Below are 15989 nucleotides of genomic sequence, written 5' to 3' on the forward strand. Positions count from 1 at the left end.
TCTCCGTGATCGCTGCCGGTGTCCGGGCGGTGACGGAGATCTGACAACTACAGTGAGGTGAAACCGGGTGCGATAGAAGGTCGAAATGGCGTCATAGCGGTGACCGGACCGGGTTCCACGGTAAGCGGTCAGTGGACTTCGCCCGGACCGATCAGGGCACCAGTTCGGCTGTTCACACGGCTTCGCCGGTTTGCTTACGCTGTTTCACAGACGCCCGACCGGACAGTGGAGGGGGCGCGATGGACGCCAACAACGGTGGCAGTGCCGAAGCCCGGCAGAGCCACGCGGTTCCCGCCGACGCGTGGGAGCAGCCGGAGATGAGAGCAGCTCTCGCCACTCGCGAGATCAGCGCCGTCTACCGCCTCTTGCGCAAGCACGGTGTCTCTCAGCGCCAGATCGCCGCGATGACCGGCCAGTCCCAGTCCGAGGTGTCGGAGATCCTCAAGGGCCGCCAGGTCATGGCCTACGACGTGCTCACGAGGATCGCCGACGGCCTGGGCGTCCCCCGTGGGTACATGGGTCTCGCCTACGACGAGGCCACGGCGATACGGGTCGTCGGCTCCGCCGACGGCCAGCAGGCTGAGGAGGACGAGTCCGTGAAGCGACGGAGGTTCCTCGCGCACGCCGCCCAGGTCACGATGGGTGCGGCGGTGTTCGGTCCGGAATCGGGCACGTGGTCGGCGGGACCGGCCAGGACGCCGGCGCCCGGGCGCATCGGCATGACCGACGTGCGCCAGGTGGAGGCCGCGACGCGGGCCCTCCGGGCCCTGGACTACCAGTACGGCGGCGGGTTCTGCCGCGACGCCGTCGTGGCGCAGCTGTCCTGGGGGCAGCAGATGCTCGAGGCCAACGGCACCGACATCGTCAAGAACCGGCTGTACGTGGCGCTCGCCGACCTCCACTCGCTGGCCGGCTGGACGTCGTTCGACACCGGGCTGATGGACTCCGCGCGCGGCCACTTCGCGAACGCGCTGGACCTGGCCAAGCAGGGCGAAAACCACCCGCTGGTGGCCAACGTGCTCTACCGCATGGGGCGCGTCTACCTGCACCAGGACGCCCCGAACGACGCGCTGAAGCTGTTCCAGCTGGGCCAGATCGCGGCCCAGGAATCCGGTTCCGAGCTGGCGGTCTCCGTGCTGTGCGCGAACGAGGCGTGGGCCTACGCGATGATGGGCAACGAAGAGCAGGCCGTGAAGCTGCTCGGGCGGAGCAAGGACGAGTTCGAGCGCGCCAACCTGGCCGAAGCCGAGTCCTGGGTGAAGTTCTTCACCGAGACCGACGTCTACGCCATGGTCGGCACCGTCCACACGGTGCTGGCGCAGAAGAACACCGAGCACACGAAGTACGCGATCCCGGCGCTGACCAGGGCCGTCGAGTCCTACGACGACGAGATGGCTCGGTCCAAGACGTTCATGCTCAGCGCCCTGGCCACCAACCACCTGATCGAGGGCGACCTCGACCACGGCGCCAAGGTCGGCGGCAAGGCCATCGACTGCGCCGAAGGCATCAAGTCCGAGCGGGTCAAGGACCGCATGCGCCCGCTGCAGGACGAAGCCGAGCGCCGCCGCAACAACGCCGACGCCCGTGACCTCGCCGATCGCCTCAACGCTTTCTACGCCGCTTAAGGCCGAAGGGGCCGGCACCGTCTTGGACGGCCGGTTCACCCCCGCGAAGCTGCGTGGCGTGCTGGCGGAAACCTGTGCCCGGCTGGGCGTCGACCCGGCCGGTGCCCGGCTGCTCCGGTTCACGAACAACGCCGTGTACGCGCTGGTCACGGCGCCGTTCGTGATCCGGATCGTCGGCTCGACCCAGCTCCGGCACCGCGTCGACACCGTGGTCCTGGTGGCCCGGCACTTCGAGCGGCACGGCGTCCCCGCGATCCGCCTGCTCGACACCGTCGAGCAGCCGATGCCGGTCGGCGGGCACCTCGTGACCGTGTGGCACCAGGTGCCGAGCATCGGCCGTCCGGCGACCTCCGCGGACCTGGCCCGGCTGCTGCGCCAGGTGCACGCCCTCCCCGCGCCCGACGGCCTGGCCGAATGGGCGCCGTTCGCCGCCGTGCGGGCCCGGGTGTCCGACGCCGAAGAGCTCAGCCACGCCGACCGCGTGTTCCTGCTCGACCGCTGCGCCGAGCTCGAAGACGCGCTGTCCGGGCTGGAGTTCCCGCTGCCCAGGGGCCTGGTGCACGGCGACGCGTACCCCGGCAACGTCATCCCGGGCCCGGACGGGCCGGTGCTCTGCGACTTCGATTCGTCGTGCGTCGGCCCGCCGGAGTGGGACCTGACGCCGCTGGCCGTCGGCCGCGAGCGGTTCGGTGACCCGCCGGTGCGCTACCGCACGTTCGCCGCGGCGTACGGCTTCGACGTGACGTCGTGGCCCGGGTTCGCCGTGCTCCGGGCGATCCGGGAGCTGAAGCTGACGACCAGCGTGTTGCCGATCCTGCGCAGCCGGCCGCAGGTGCGGCCGGAGCTGTTCCGCCGGCTGGACGATCTTCGCAGCGGCCGGACGGACGCACGCTGGACGCGTTACCGCTGACCTTCGACTGTCACATGATGTGACCGGGACCACAATCTGCACGTGCATTCGCCGACTGCAAATGACCGTTCGTCGCTTCCGAAGTGGGCTCTTCTCTGCGTAGAGAGTTCGGTCCGACGGGTCGCCCCCAATGGTCTATCCCTCGGTCCAATGCGCAAGTTGCAGCTACACGGCGTCACCTGACACCGGATCTACCTGCGGGGAAGGGCTTTCAAGAGGCGACGACGGGCGCCCGCGTCAGCACGACGGCGAACCCGAACGCCAATCCCATGACCGTCAGCTCGAGCGTGGCCCACGCGGCGAGCGCCGTGCGGTTGTGCCGGACGATCTGCGGCATCAGCCGGAAGCGGGTGTACGCGCCGAGCAGCGCGATGACACCCGTGCAGAGGAACTTCAGGATGAAGAGCCGCCCGTACGGCGTCGTGAAGATCGCCGCCCAGAACCCGATGGTCGGGTTGAGCGAGATCTCGATGAGGCCGTTGAACAGGCCGGTCGCCGCGGAGAGGAGCAGGCAGAGCGTCGCGAGCTTCGAGAACCGGGGGAGCGCGTGCGCCAGCAGCGTCCGGTTCGCGACGAGGAGCACGGTCATCGCGCCGAGGCCGCCGGTCCAGGCGACGGCGCTCATCACGTGCAGCTCCATCGAGATCATCGTGTAGTCGTGGTAGCTCCAGTTCGACGCGTGCCCGGTGACCGGCAGCGGCAGCAGCGCGAACAGGCCGAGCCCGACCCGGACCTCGGCGGGCACCTTCTCGCCGTAGCGCAGCGCCAGCGCGCCGATCCCGGCGTGGACGAGGGCGAGCGCCGCGACGATGACGAGCGCCTTGCCCGCGCCGACGTTCGCGATGTAGCCGCCGATGTCGCCGGCCGTGAGCGTCGACGAGCCCGGCTTGTACTCGGCCGTCTGCAGGATCAGCGCGACCACCGCGGCCGTGGCCCAGACGAGCGCGGCCGCGACGCCGGCCGGGCGGGCCAGCCGCATGACCGGTTCGGTGAGCTTCGGCCGGTCGTAGCCGACGAGGACCGACAGCAGGGCGAGCCCGATCGTCGTGACCGCGGCGAGGTCGAGCAGGACCCGCACGACCGGGATGCCGGCCGAGACCACCGCGCCGGGTTCCACGACCCCGGGGACCGGGGTGGTGGACATGAGCGCGACGCCGATGAGGGCGCCGAGCAGTCCCGCCGTCACGACGCACAGGAGCGTCGAATAGCGGGGCTTCGCGGTGGCCTCGGCCTGGGTCATCAGTTCTTCTCTTCCACCGACCGGCCGGACCGCAGGGCGACGGTCAGGCCGATGGCCAGCAGCACCACCGCCCCGGCGATCCAGACCCAGATCGGCACCCCGGTCGACGACGACTGCGGTGCGGCCTGCGAGGCGCTGCCCGGCGACTTCGCCGCGTCGACGGTCGCCGGCGTGCCGGTGCCCGCGGCGGTGAGGGTGAAGGTCAGCTCCCCGGTCACCGGGTGGCCGTCGGCGGACAGCACGCGGTAGCCGACGGTGTACTTCCCGGCCGGCCCGAGCGGCCGCAGGGGTGCGCTGATGACGTTGTTCACCACGCTGATCGGGCCCTCGGCCCACTGGCCGCCGCTCGGCCCGGTCACCGCGATCTGGTTGACGTCCGCGCCCTGCACGTACTGGTCGAACGTCAGGCTGACCTTCTGCGGGCCGGCGGCGATGGACGAGCCGTTCGCCGGGTCCGAGGAGATCAGCACGTTGTGCGCCAGCGCCGGGGTGGCCGTGCCGAGCACGGCCACCACCGTCAACGCCAGCGCGACGAGCGCCTTCCGCATCTAGCTGTTGCCTCCCGACTTCGCCGTGGCCTTGCGGGCCCGGATCGTCGCGCCGGCTCCGACGCCGACGCCGATGGCGCCGACGAGCAGGCCGGCCCCGCCGAGCCAGCGAGCCGTGCTGTCGGACGCGGCCGCGGCGGCTTCGGTGTGCTCACCGGTGGTCGACGCCGTCCCCGCCATACTGCCGTGGTCGTCGTCGCCCGCGGACTTCGCCGCCAGCTTGACGGTCGGCGCCGGGTGCTCCGGCTCCTCGCCGCCGGGCGGGGTCGGCTGGGTCCAGTCGACGACCTTGCCGTCGCTGTAGGTCTGGTGCGCCGGGAACTCCACCTCGTCCACGTTGGTGGGCAGCGGGCCGAAGCTGACCGAGAACTCCTGGTAGTCCGTGGCCTTGAGCTCGTTGCCGGGCTGCGCGGTCCACGTCACCGCGGTGACGGCCTCGGTGATCTGCGTGCCGTTGTCCTTGGTGATCGGGGCGGGCAGCTTCGACGTCGTCACCTCGGCGGTCCAGCCGGGCACCGGCTTGGTCCGCACGCTGCCGATGCCGTAGTCGGGCTTGAAGTCGACGGCGACCTTCTTGGTGGTGGTGTTCGGTTCCTCGCTCGGGACGCGGAACACGATCGCCGCGTAGCCGCCCTTGGTCGGCTGGGCGCCGTAGACGTTGGCGGTGACGTGCGCGGAGGCGACGCCGGCGCCGAGGAGACCGGCGGCACCGACGGTGGCGGCGAGGAAACCGGCGCGCTTGAAGACGTGCTGGGACATGGGTTCACTCCTGATGAACTCAGTAAGGGGTAGCGGCCTCGGGGAGCCGCTGTTCGGGGATGAGCTGGTTTCAGGAGTGGCCGGGCGGGCCGCGCCGCCCGCGGATCCGGCGCAGGTCGACGCCGACGAGGTGGCCCGGCGCGGCGGCGCGGACCGGGACGGGCGCGGGGGCCGCCGGGACCGGCAGCGGGGTGAGCAGCCGCGGCAGGATCGCGCGCAGCACGGCGAGCACCGCCAGCAGCGTCGAGTCGGCGCGGGCGAGCAGGAGCGCGGTGAGCAGGGTCGCGAAGGCGTGCGCGGCGACCATGCCGAGCCCGCTGCGGCCGGGCGCCGCGGCCATGTCGTGGCCGGCGAGCGTGGTGAGCAGCAGGTGCATCACGAGCTGGGCGGCGCCGAGGAGGGCGATCGTGGCCACCGGTCCGCGGGCCTTGCGGGCCAGCGCGCTCGCCGTCCAGCCGAACAGGCCGGCGAGCAGCACGGTCATCGCCGGGTCGGGCAGGCCGCCGTCGGCCAGGCGGTGCGCGGTGACCGACAGCGCCGCGGCGCACACGGCGAGCAACACACCCCGGGTAGCACCGAGCACGGCGGGTCGCCGTGCCGGAACGCTCATGAGGAGCAGCCTAAGGGACCGCCTCCCGCGTGAGCGTGTGATCCCGTGAAGTGAGCACACGCCGAGTTCACGTACCGCGCCACGCCGTGGTTCAGGTCACTGGTTGCCGATCACGCCCGGATAGGCCACGGTGTTCGGAACCAACGGGGGTTTGGACCGGCGTCGCGCTGGGTACTGAGTCGTCGGTCAGGAACTAGCCCGATCGGGTGAAGGTCCGAGCGAAGGGCGGGAGAGCGCACACGGATGAACCTCTTCGACTACATCTCCGATCGGGCGAGCAAGCTCTGGCTGGAGGCCTACCTGCACACCAGCATGGTGGTGCAGTGCACGATCCTCGCCGCGGTCCTCGGCGTGCTGATCGGGGTCGCGGTGTACCGCAGCCCGATCGGTTCGGCGGTGGCCACGGCGCTGGCGAGCACGATCTTGACGGTCCCGTCGTTCGCCCTCCTGGGCCTGCTGATCCCCATTTCGGGGCTCGGTCCGACGACGGCCGTGATCGCGCTGGTGCTCTACGGCCTGCTGCCGATCGTCCGGAACACCATCGTCGGGCTCGACGGGGTTGACCCGGCCGTCGTCGATGCCGCGCGCGGCATCGGGATGAGCCGCTTCGGCGTGCTCACCCGGGTCGAGCTGCGGCTGGCCTGGCCGGCGATCCTCACCGGCATGCGGGTCGCGACGCAGATGCTGATGGGCATCGCGGTGATCGCCGCCTACGCGAAGGGTCCCGGCTTCGGCGCCGAGGTCTTCTCGGGGCTCACGAACGCGGGGAGCACGAACTCCCTGAACCAAGCCGTCACCGGAACGGTCGGGGTCGTCATCCTCGCGCTGATCCTCGACGGCGTCTACGTCCTGATCAAGCGCTTCACCATCTCTAGGGGTGTCCGTGGCTGAGAACGAGGAAGTCTCCGGCGTCGAAATCGAGCTGGAGAACGTCACCAAGCGGTACCCCGGTACGCGTGAGCCGGCCGTCAAAGAGTTCTCGATGGTCGTGCCCGCGGGCAAGATCGTCGTCTTCGTCGGGCCGTCCGGTTGCGGCAAGACGACGACGATGCGGATGATCAACCGGCTGGTCCAGCCGACGTCCGGCCGCATCACCATCGGCGGCGAGGACGCGCTGAAGCTCGACGTCGACACCCTGCGCCGCCGGATCGGCTACGCGATCCAGCAGGCCGGGTTGTTCCCGCACTTCACCGTGGCGCAGAACATCGGGGTGGTGCCGGGCCTGCTCGGCTGGGACAAGAAGAAGGTCAACGACCGGGTCGAGGAGATGATGGACCTGGTCGGGCTCGACCCGGCCGACTTCCGCGACCGCTTCCCGCGTCAGCTCTCCGGTGGCCAGCAGCAGCGCGTCGGCGTCGCCCGCGCGCTCGCCGCGGACCCGCCGGTGCTGCTGATGGACGAGCCGTTCGGCGCGGTCGACCCGATCACCCGCGGCAACCTGCAGGACGAGCTGCTGCGCCTGCAGGACGAGCTGAAGAAGACGATCGTGTTCGTCACGCACGACTTCGACGAGGCCGTGAAGCTCGGCGACAAGATCGCGGTGCTCGGCAACCAGTCGTCGATCCTGCAGTACGACACGCCCGAGGCGATCCTCGCCAACCCGGCCAACGACACCGTCGCCGGGTTCGTCGGCGCGGGCGCGTCGCTCAAGCAGCTGACGCTGCTGCGGGTCCGCGACGTCGAGCTGACGCAGGACGCGCTGACCGCATCGGTGTCCGACGACCCCGCCGAGCTGCGCAAGAAGCTCGAGGAGACGCGCAAGCACTTCGCGCTGGTCCTGGACGCGCGGCGCCGCCCGACGCGCTGGGTGCACGTCCGCGACCTGGTCGCCGGGGCGTCGCTGGCCAACGCGGGCAAGCCGCTGCGCGACATCGTCAGCCTGCAGTCGACCCTGCAGGACGCGCTCGAGGCGATGCTCGCCGAGGGCGGCTCGGTACCGGTGACCGGCGCGCGCGGCGAGTACGCGGGCACCATCCAGCTCGACACCGTGATCTCGACCATCCAGCAGCTGCGTGACGAGCACACGAACGGCGAGGAGGTGTCCGCATGACGGCTGCCGTCGATACCGGTTTCAGCACCGAGTCCGGCTCCAACCGCGCGGAACGCGTCCGGCTGTTCGCCCAGCCCGTCGCGGTGCTGGTGATCGTCGCGGTCACGCTGATCTGGGTGTTCTCCAGCGGGCTGAACGCGACGGAGAAGGAGACGCTGAACGCGTCTTCGCTGCTGACGGCGCTGTGGGACCACCTGCTGATGACGATCGTGGTGACCGCGATCGTGGTGCTCGTCGCCGTGCCGCTCGGCGTGGTCGTGACGCGGCCGTGGGCGCGTTTCCTGGCGCCGATCTTCCTGGCGATCGCGAACATCGGCCAGGCCGCGCCGGCCCTCGGCGTGCTGGTGCTGTGGTTCATCATCACCGGCTCGACCGGCGGGCTCTGGGTCGCGGCCCTGCCGCTGGCGTTCTACTCGCTGCTGCCGGTGCTGCGGAACACGATGGTCGGCATCCAGCAGGTCGACCCGGCGCTGATCGACGCCGGCCGCGGCATCGGGATGTCGGCGTCCGCGGTGCTGTGGCGGGTCGAGCTGCCGCTGGCCGTCCCGCTGATCCTCGCCGGCCTGCGCACCTCGCTCGTGCTGGCGGTCGGGACCGCGACGTTCGGCATGTTCGTCAACGCCGGCGGGTTCGGGCTGCTGATCGACACCGGCTACAAGCTGAACCTGACCTCGGTGCTGGTGACCGGCTCGGTGCTGGCCGTCGCGCTGGCGCTGCTGGTCGACTGGCTGGGCGCGGTCGCCGAACAGTTCTTCGGACCGAAGGGGCTGCGATGAAACTCCGGCGCTTGAAAGCGCTCTTCGGGGTGGCCGTGCTGGGCGCGACGCTGTCGGCGTGCGGCCTGACGGTCAACCAGGCGGTGCCCTACGACATCCAGCCGGGCTCGATCCAGCCGATCCCGTCCCTGCAGGGCCTCAAGGTCACGGTCGGGTCGAAGGACTTCACCGAGAACATCATCCTGGCGTACATGGCCGAAATGGCCCTGACGGCGTCGGGTGCGGACGTCGTCGACCTCTCGGACATCAAGGGGTCGAACTCGTCGCGGCAGGCGCTGCTGACCGGGCAGACGGACGTCACCTGGGAGTACACCGGCACCGGCTGGATCAACTACCAGGGCAACGAGCTTCCGGTGCCCGGTGGCGAGAAGGCCCAGTACGAGGCGACGGCCAAGGCTGACGAAGAGAAGTTCGGCGTCAGCTGGCTGAACTACTCGCCGCTCAACGACCAGTACGCGTTCGCGGTCACCGAGGACTACGGCGCGAAGAACAACCTGAAGACGACGTCGGACCTCGCGGCGTTCCTCAAGCAGAAGCCGGACCAGAACGTGTTCTGCCTGGAGACGGAGTTCACCAGCCGTCAGGACGGCTTCCCGGCCGCGGTGAAGGCCTACGGGTTCCAGAACCCGAAGATCGAGAACTTCGGCATCGGCACGATCTACTCGGCCGTGGCGAGCGGCACCTGCCCGGTCGGCGAGGTGTTCACCACCGACGGCCGCATCTCCGGGCTGAACCTGAGGGTGCTCGAGGACGACAAGAAGGCGTTCCCGCAGTACAACGCGGTGGCCACGCTGCGCACCGAGTTCCTGAAGCAGCACCCGGACATCCGCGGCCCGCTGGAGAAGATCAGCGCGGCGATCGACAACAAGCAGATGATCGAACTCTGCAAGAAGGTCGACGTCGACGGCGAGGACGCCGGCAAGGTGGCCCACGACTGGATGGTCGAAAAGGGCTTCGTCAAGTAACGGCCCGATCGGAAACGGCCCCGGTTCGCCGGGGCCGTTTCCGTATCCGGGTCAGATCCCGAGCCGGTGCAGCAGCTGGCCTTCGAGCCGCTCCAGCTCGCCGGCCACCGCGCGGTGCGCCGACTTCCGGCGGGCCGCCGGCATCCGCTCCGCCGCGCGGACCGTCGCCGACAGCTGCTCGAGCGTGCCCAGCGAGTCCTTGGCGAACTCGACGTCCGCGGCCGAAGCCTTCTCCGACTTCTCCAGGTCGCGGCAGCCTTCCGCGATCCCGGCGATGCGGGCGTGCAGCGCCGCGCCGCGGCCCGTGTACGAGCCCAGCTGGTCCACGGCCACCCCCAGCTTGCGGGCCTGGTAGCGGTCGTACAGCTCCCGGGCGGCGCCCGCCGCGCGCACCGCGTACGGCGCGACGACCGGGATCACGGCCGGGCCGAGCACCTTCGCCACCGCGACCGCGTTCTTCGCCTTCTTGGGGGTGATCCGGGCTTCACCCTCGACCTTGGCCTTGCGCGCCATGGCACCTCCTGCGACGTGTCGAGGTCGAACTTACTGGTCGCCCGGGTGGCGGGCATGTCGGCTCGGCCGTGGGAATCTAGAGTGATCTCCATGAAGACCGAGGTGGTGCTCGACGCGGGAGCGGTCAGCCGCTGCCGTCGTCGCGTGCACCTCGAGCACGATCCGGCGATGCGCGAGGTACCGCTTTCCCCGCCGGACCCGACAGCGCAGCAGCGGATCGCCGACGCCACGGCCCACCGCGAAGACATCGTGACGCGGCTGATGGAAGCGAACCCCGGCCACTGGGTGAAGATCGGCCGCGACCTGCCCGCCGCCGAGCGCGTCGAACTGACCGAGCAGGCCTTCGCCGCCGAAGCGCAGTACATCTGGGGCGCGCTGTTCCCGGTCGACGCGGCCGGGCACCGGCGCGGCGGCATCGACCTGCTCGTCCGCACCGGCCGCGGTTACGTGCCGGTGCTCGTCGTGCGCCACCGCATCACCGATCGCGGCACGGGCGCGATCGTCACCGGGATGACGGACCTCGACCCGGCACACCGCGGCGCCGACGAAGGCCGCAAGGTGCGGGCGCAGCCGCGTGACCAGCTGCGGCTCGTGCACATCCGCCGCATGCTGCAGACGCTCGGCCAGGCCGACGAAAGCGTCGCGATCGGCGGCGTGATCGGGCTCGACGCCGACGTCGTCGTCTGGCACGACCTGACCGCCGGCACCTGGCCGGGCGGGCGCAGCGCGCTCACCGAGTACCAGGTCCGGTTCGCCGACCGGCTCGCCATCGCCTCGGCGGCGGCGAACGGCGAAGAGCCCCTCGCGGAGCCGTCGCGCGTGCTGGAGTGCCGCCGCTGCCCGTGGTGGCCGACGTGCGAGGTGGTGCTCACCGAGACCCGCGACGTCAGCCTCGTCGTCCGCGGCGAGGACGCCATGGAGCTGCGCCGCGCCGGGGTGTCCACTGTGGACACGCTGGCCGCGCTGGACCCGGCGGGCGAGCCGCCGGCGGTGAACTGGACCGGCGTGACGTTCCCGGACGCGGTCGTGCTCGCCCGCGCGTGGCTGGCCGACCTGACGCTGGTGCGCCGGGTCGATCGCGTCGACGTGCCGCGCGCCGACGTCGAGGTCGACGTCGACATGGAGAGCTTCGGCGACGCAGGCGCGTACCTCTGGGGCTGCCTGCTGAGCGGCGCCGACATCGGGCTGGAGCCGGGCTACCGCGCCTTCGCGACGTGGGACCCGCTGCCCACCGACGACGAAGCCCGGTCCTTCGCGGAGTTCTGGGCCTGGCTCACCGACGTCCGCCAGCGCACCGAAGCGGCCGGGCTGACCTTCCGCGCCTACTGCTACAACGCGCTCGCCGAGAACCGCTGGCTCTTCGGCTCGGTCGAGCGCTTCGGCGACCACCCGGGCGTCCCGGCGAAGAAGGACATCCAGTCCTTTGTGGACTCCGACGAGTGGGTCGACCTCTTCCGCAGCGTCACCGACCAGTTCCTGTGCTCCCACGGCAAGGGCCTGAAGGTGATCGCCCCGGTCGCCGGGTTCGCGTGGCGTGATCCCGAGGCGGGCGGCGAGGCGTCGATGCGCTGGTACCGCGACGCCGTCGGCATGGACGGCGAGGTGCCGGACACCGGCCAGCGCGAGCGGCTGCTGCGCTACAACGAGGACGACGTCCTGGCGACGCGCGCGCTGCGCGAATGGATCAGCGAGCGGGCGCAGGCCGAAGTCCCGTACATGTTCGACCTCTGAGTAGTTCGCCGACTAAGACACTTGCCGACTGACGCGTCTGCGTGCATACTCGTCTGCGAGTACTCGTGGACGAGGAGTCGGGATGAAGCGGCGGAAGGTCGGCAACCTGCTCGGGCTGGCCGTGCTGTCCGCCGTGGTCGAGCGGCCCATGCACCCCTATGAGATGGCCACGGTGCTCAAGCAGCGCGGCAAGGAAGCGGACCTGCCGATCAAGTGGGGTTCGCTGTACACGGTCGTCGCGAACCTCGAGAAGCACGGCTTCGTGGAGGCCGTCGAGAGCGTGCGTGACGGCGCGCGGCCGGAGCGGACCGTCTACCGGATCACGCCGGCCGGGCACGCCGAAATGGAGGACTGGGTCCGCGAGCTCGTCGGCACGCTCGACCGGGAGCCACCGCGGTTCAAGGCCGGGCTGTCGCTGATGGGCGTGCTCGGCCCGGACCAGGCGGCCGCCCTGCTGCGGCAGCGGGCCGCCGACCTCGACGAACGCGCCGCGGCGCAGCGGGCGAGCCTCGAGCAGCTGCGTCCGGTGACGCCGCGGATCTTCCTGGTCGAGGTCGAGTACGACCTCGCGATGACGGAGGCCGAGGCGCGCTGGGTGCGGGCCTTCCTGGCCGACCTGACGAGCGGTGCCGTGCCCGGCACGGACGCCTGGCGCCGCTGGTACGAGACCGGCGAATTCCCCGACGACCTCGGGGCATTCGTGGAGAGATAGCACGGACCCCGGGAGGTGCTGGCACACCGCCCGGGGTCCTCGACCCCGAACCGAGCACGCCCGGCCCCGAGGTGGCACCACGAGGATAACCGGGCGGCTCTCCGGTTCGGATCACCCGAAGAGGAGAGATCCATGGAGACGACCCGCAAGCACAAAGTCCCCGAGATGGAGGGCTTCCAGGCCCGCTGGTACGCCAAGAACCGCGGCACCGAAGCGCAGCTCCGGCAGTACCGGAAGCAGGCCGCCGCGGTGACGGCCGGGCTGAACGAAGGCGCCGAGGTCCTGGAGGTGGCGCCCGGCCCCGGCTACTTCGCCATCGAGGTGGCGAAGCTCGGCTTCCGCGTCACCGGGCTCGACATCAGTCACACGATGGTCGAAATCGCCCGGGAAAACGGCGCCGGCCTGGACGTCGACTTCCGGCAGGGGGACGTCACGCACGCGCCGTTCGCCGACGAGTCGTTCGACTTCCTGGTCTGCCAGGCCGCGTTCAAGAACTTCCGGCAGCCGGTGGCGGCGTTGAACGAGATGCACCGGGTGCTGCGCCCGGGCGGGTTCGCGGTGATCCACGACCTCAACCACGAGGCCACCGCCGCGGACATCGGCCGCGAGGTCGCCGGGATGGACGTCGGCGTGGTCAGCGGCTTCACCGTGCGGCAGACGCTGGGGTGGCTGCGGCGCCGGGCGTTCACGCGCGAGCAGTTCGAGGCGCTGGCCGCGGAGAGCGCTTTCGGTGGCTGCTCGGTCACCACCGACGGCATCGGCCTGGAGGTCCGCCTCGCCCGCTGAGACCGCCCTGGGGCGGCACTTTCACCTGAAAGTGCCGCCCCTTCGGGTCAGCGCGGGGCCATCCGGAGCGAGCCGTCCATGCGGACGACCTCGCCGTTGAGGTAGTCGTGGTCGATGAGCGACAGCGCGAGCTGCGCGTACTCGTCCGGCCGCGCGAGGCGCTTCGGGAACGGGATGCCGGCGGCGAGGGCCGCGCGGAACTCGTCGCTGACCGTGGCGAGCATCGGCGTGTCGACGATGCCGGGCGCGATGGTCAGGACGCGGATGCCGTGCGAGGCCAGGTCGCGGGCCGCGGGGAGCGTCATGCCGACGACGCCGCCCTTGGACGACGAGTAGGCGACCTGCCCGATCTGGCCGTCGAACGCGGCGATCGACGCGGTGTTGATGATGACGCCGCGGGCGTCGTCCTCGAGGGGCTCGGTCTTCGCGATGGCCTCGGCGGCGATCGTCAGGACGTTGAACGTCCCGACGAGGTTGATCTGGACGACCTTCGCGTACAGCGCGAGGTCGTGCCGGCCCTTTTTGGACAGGATGCGCGCGGACGGCCCGATGCCGGCGCAGTTCACGACGGTCCGCAGCGGCACCCCGGAGCCGGCCGCGGTCGCGACGGCGGCTTCGACCTGCTCGACGTCGGTCACGTCGGCTTCGACGTAGGTGATGCCGTCGACCTGCTCGGCCTTCTCGATGGACGGCGCCAGGTCGAGCGCGAACACCCGCGCGCCCTTGGCCGCGAGGGCCTTCGCCGTCGCGCCGCCGAGGCCGGACGCGCCCCCGGTGACGAGCGCCGCGGTGTCGGTGATCTGCATCTGTGCGGTTCCCTTCGCTGCTCTGGTTCCGGACCCAGGTTAACGCTCGTTCGCACGGGCGCTTTGTGTGCTCGCTCACCGGCCGCAAACTGCTGTTAACGCACCGCCGCGGTGTCGCGTGGAGTACTCACCGGTGTCCGGTTCCGTTAGCGCGATCGTCAACTCCGGCTGTCACCTTCAGCACCATGACGCCAGCTCGGATCGTGGTGGTAGGAACCGGTTACGTCGGCTTGACCACGGGGGCCTGCCTGGCCAGTCTGGGTCATTACGTCACCTGCGTGGACGTCGACCGCGCGAAGGTGTCGCGGCTCGCCGCCGGACGCGTCGACATCCTCGAACCGGGGCTGGCCGATCTGGTCACCCGCGGGATCTCGGCCGGGCGCCTCCAGTTCGTCGTCGGCGCGCGGGACGCGGTCCGCGACGCGCAGGCGGTGTTCCTCTGCGTCCCGACGCCGATGGGGGCCGGCGGCTCCGCGGACCTGCGCGCGGTCGAAGCCGTGACCGCCGAGATCGGTGACGTCCTGCCCGCCGGCTGTGCCCTGATCACCAAGTCGACCGTGCCGGTCGGCACGTCGAAGCGGATCCGGGAGATGCTCGGCCGGACCGACGTGCCGGTGGTGTCGAACCCCGAGTTCCTCCGTGAAGGCACCGCGGTCGCGGACTTCCTGGGCCCGGACCGGATCGTCGTCGGCTGCGACGACTTCGCCGCCGCGAGCTGGGTCGGTGACCTGTACGCCGAACTCGACGCACCGGTCGTCGTCGCGGACGCGGCGAGCGCGGAGCTCGTCAAGTACGCCGCGAACTGCTACCTCGCGCTGAAGCTGTCCTACGTCAACTCGATCGCCGAACTGTGCGAGCGGCTCGGCGCGGACATCAACCTCGTCACCGAGGGCATGGGCTACGACCGGCGGATCGGCCGGACGTTCCTCAAGCCCGGCCCGGGCTGGGGCGGCTCGTGCCTGCCGAAGGACACGAGCGCGCTGGTCAAGGTCGCCGAGTCGGTCGACTACGACTTCAGGATGCTGACCTCGGCGATCGACGAGAACCTCGCCCAGCGCGACCGGATCGTCGCGAAGATCGCCGGCGCGGTCGGCGGGACGCTGGCCGGCGCGCGGATCGGTGTGCTGGGCCTGGCGTTCAAGGCCGGCACGAACGACCTGCGCGACTCGCCGGCGCTCGGGGTGTCCTCGGTGCTGTGCGCGCTGGGCGCCGAAATCGTCGCCTACGACCCGGCGATCGACTGCGAGATCGACGGGATGACCGTGGTCGACGACGCCTACCAGGTCGCCAAGGACGCGGACGTGGTCGTCGTGCTGACCGAGTGGGCCGAGTTCAAGGACCTCGACTGGCGGGCCATGGCCGAGCTGATGGAGGGCATCGACGTCGTCGACACGCGGAACCTGCTCGACCCGCCGACGATCGTCGCGGCCGGGTTGTCCTGGCAGGGCGTCGGCCGGCCGCGCGCGGCGGCGAAAATCAAGGTGTCTTGACCGGGTAGCGCTGGCTACGATCCGAAATCGTGCCAGTATCCGTATCCGTCGAACTCAACCATCTGATCGTCCCGTCCCGGAACAACCGGGAATCCGCCGAATTCCTGGCGAACCTGCTCGGCCTCGAAGTCGGGGAAGAGTGGGGTCCGTTCATCCCCGTCGAGACGCGCAACGGCGTCCGGCTGGACTTCGCGACCGTCCCCGAAGAGGACCTTCGCCTGCAGCACTACTGCTTCCTGGTCCCGGAAGACGACTTCGACGCCGTGTTCGCGCGGCTCGTCGAAACGGGCGTGACCTACCACGCCGACCCGATGGGCAAGCAAGTCGGGGAAATCAACCACAACCACGGCGGTCGTGGGGTCTATTTCCTCGATCCCGGCGGGAACGGGATGGAAATCATCACGCAGCCGTACGAGCCGGAGCGGCGGCGGCCGGCGCGCTGGTAAGTTCCTTAGCTTTGCGTACTAT

17 protein-coding genes are annotated in these 15989 nt (G+C 70.5%); 11 read left to right on the forward strand and 6 right to left on the reverse strand.

Translation table 11 applies throughout. From position 1 onward, the window contains the following. Positions 1–239 precede the first annotated feature (239 nt). Both ACWEN0_RS09865 and ACWEN0_RS09870 read left to right on the forward strand, forming a co-directional pair. The gene (locus tag ACWEN0_RS09865; RefSeq protein ID WP_451971032.1) at positions 240–1625 is read left to right on the forward strand and encodes a tetratricopeptide repeat protein; all 1386 of its coding nucleotides are present in this window, start codon (positions 240–242) and stop codon (positions 1623–1625) included. A 22-nt stretch (positions 1626–1647) separates the two neighbouring features. Then, the gene (locus ACWEN0_RS09870) at positions 1648–2535 is read left to right on the forward strand and encodes a phosphotransferase family protein (protein WP_451971035.1); all 888 of its coding nucleotides are present in this window, start codon (positions 1648–1650) and stop codon (positions 2533–2535) included. 211 nt (positions 2536–2746) lie between these two features. Here the strand turns inward: ACWEN0_RS09870 and ACWEN0_RS09875 are convergent, their stop codons facing one another. From ACWEN0_RS09875 to ACWEN0_RS09890, 4 genes are all read right to left on the reverse strand, one after another. Further along, positions 2747–3775, reverse strand: coding sequence for a copper resistance D family protein (locus ACWEN0_RS09875; protein ID WP_451971037.1), 1029 nt, complete (start codon positions 3773–3775; stop codon positions 2747–2749). After that, complete coding sequence (locus ACWEN0_RS09880) at positions 3775–4323, reverse strand: copper resistance CopC family protein (RefSeq protein WP_451971040.1); 549 nt, start codon at positions 4321–4323, stop codon at positions 3775–3777. The genes ACWEN0_RS09875 and ACWEN0_RS09880 overlap by 1 nt, the downstream gene beginning before the upstream one ends. Next, positions 4324–5082 carry a YcnI family copper-binding membrane protein gene (locus ACWEN0_RS09885; RefSeq protein WP_451971043.1) on the reverse strand — a complete coding sequence of 253 codons (759 nt, stop codon included), beginning with the start codon at positions 5080–5082 and terminating at the stop codon, positions 4324–4326. A 70-nt stretch (positions 5083–5152) separates the two neighbouring features. After that, a complete protein-coding gene (locus ACWEN0_RS09890) occupies positions 5153–5641 on the reverse strand; it encodes a hypothetical protein (RefSeq protein WP_451971985.1) in 489 nt (162 codons plus the stop codon). A 294-nt stretch (positions 5642–5935) separates the two neighbouring features. Between ACWEN0_RS09890 and ACWEN0_RS09895 the strand changes: the two genes are divergently transcribed. From ACWEN0_RS09895 to ACWEN0_RS09910, 4 genes are read left to right on the forward strand one after another with little or no spacing between them, the layout of a single operon-like run. Further along, the gene (locus tag ACWEN0_RS09895; RefSeq protein ID WP_451971046.1) at positions 5936–6583 is read left to right on the forward strand and encodes an ABC transporter permease; all 648 of its coding nucleotides are present in this window, start codon (positions 5936–5938) and stop codon (positions 6581–6583) included. After that, complete coding sequence (locus ACWEN0_RS09900) at positions 6576–7742, forward strand: ATP-binding cassette domain-containing protein (RefSeq protein ID WP_451971049.1); 1167 nt, start codon at positions 6576–6578, stop codon at positions 7740–7742. The genes ACWEN0_RS09895 and ACWEN0_RS09900 overlap by 8 nt, the downstream gene beginning before the upstream one ends. After that, on the forward strand, positions 7739–8518 hold the full coding sequence (locus ACWEN0_RS09905; RefSeq protein ID WP_451971052.1) for an ABC transporter permease: 780 nt from the start codon (positions 7739–7741) through the stop codon (positions 8516–8518). The genes ACWEN0_RS09900 and ACWEN0_RS09905 overlap by 4 nt, the downstream gene beginning before the upstream one ends. Then, on the forward strand, positions 8515–9483 hold the full coding sequence (locus tag ACWEN0_RS09910; protein ID WP_451971055.1) for a glycine betaine ABC transporter substrate-binding protein: 969 nt from the start codon (positions 8515–8517) through the stop codon (positions 9481–9483). Before ACWEN0_RS09905 ends, ACWEN0_RS09910 begins: the two co-directional genes overlap by 4 nt. Before the next feature lie 51 nt (positions 9484–9534). On the opposite strand, the gene ACWEN0_RS09915 is transcribed toward ACWEN0_RS09910, so the two are convergent. Then, a complete protein-coding gene (locus ACWEN0_RS09915; RefSeq protein WP_451971058.1) occupies positions 9535–9996 on the reverse strand; it encodes a DUF6474 family protein in 462 nt (153 codons plus the stop codon). Between the two features lie 90 nt (positions 9997–10086). On the opposite strand from ACWEN0_RS09915, the gene ACWEN0_RS09920 reads away from it, so the two are divergent. The 3 genes from ACWEN0_RS09920 (at position 10087) to ACWEN0_RS09930 (ending at position 13225) form a co-directional block, all read left to right on the forward strand. Next, positions 10087–11727 (forward strand): TM0106 family RecB-like putative nuclease, encoded by a 1641-nt coding sequence (locus tag ACWEN0_RS09920; RefSeq protein WP_451971061.1) that lies wholly within the window; start codon positions 10087–10089, stop codon positions 11725–11727. Between the two features lie 82 nt (positions 11728–11809). Further along, a complete protein-coding gene (locus ACWEN0_RS09925; RefSeq protein ID WP_451971064.1) occupies positions 11810–12439 on the forward strand; it encodes a PadR family transcriptional regulator in 630 nt (209 codons plus the stop codon). 132 nt (positions 12440–12571) lie between these two features. Next, positions 12572–13225, forward strand: coding sequence for a class I SAM-dependent methyltransferase (locus ACWEN0_RS09930; protein ID WP_451971067.1), 654 nt, complete (start codon positions 12572–12574; stop codon positions 13223–13225). Positions 13226–13272: 47 nt separating this feature from the next. Here ACWEN0_RS09930 and ACWEN0_RS09935 read toward each other — a convergent pair whose 3' ends face one another. After that, positions 13273–14031, reverse strand: a complete 759-nt coding sequence (locus tag ACWEN0_RS09935) for an SDR family NAD(P)-dependent oxidoreductase (protein WP_451971070.1) — start codon at positions 14029–14031, stop codon at positions 13273–13275. A gap of 185 nt (positions 14032–14216) precedes the next feature. Between ACWEN0_RS09935 and ACWEN0_RS09940 the strand changes: the two genes are divergently transcribed. After that, positions 14217–15521, forward strand: coding sequence for a UDP-glucose dehydrogenase family protein (locus tag ACWEN0_RS09940; RefSeq protein WP_451971073.1), 1305 nt, complete (start codon positions 14217–14219; stop codon positions 15519–15521). Between the two features lie 29 nt (positions 15522–15550). Further along, complete coding sequence (locus tag ACWEN0_RS09945; RefSeq protein WP_451971076.1) at positions 15551–15967, forward strand: VOC family protein; 417 nt, start codon at positions 15551–15553, stop codon at positions 15965–15967. Positions 15968–15989: the final 22 nt, after the last annotated feature.

It is taken from the genome of Amycolatopsis sp. NPDC004378 (assembly GCF_053602455.1).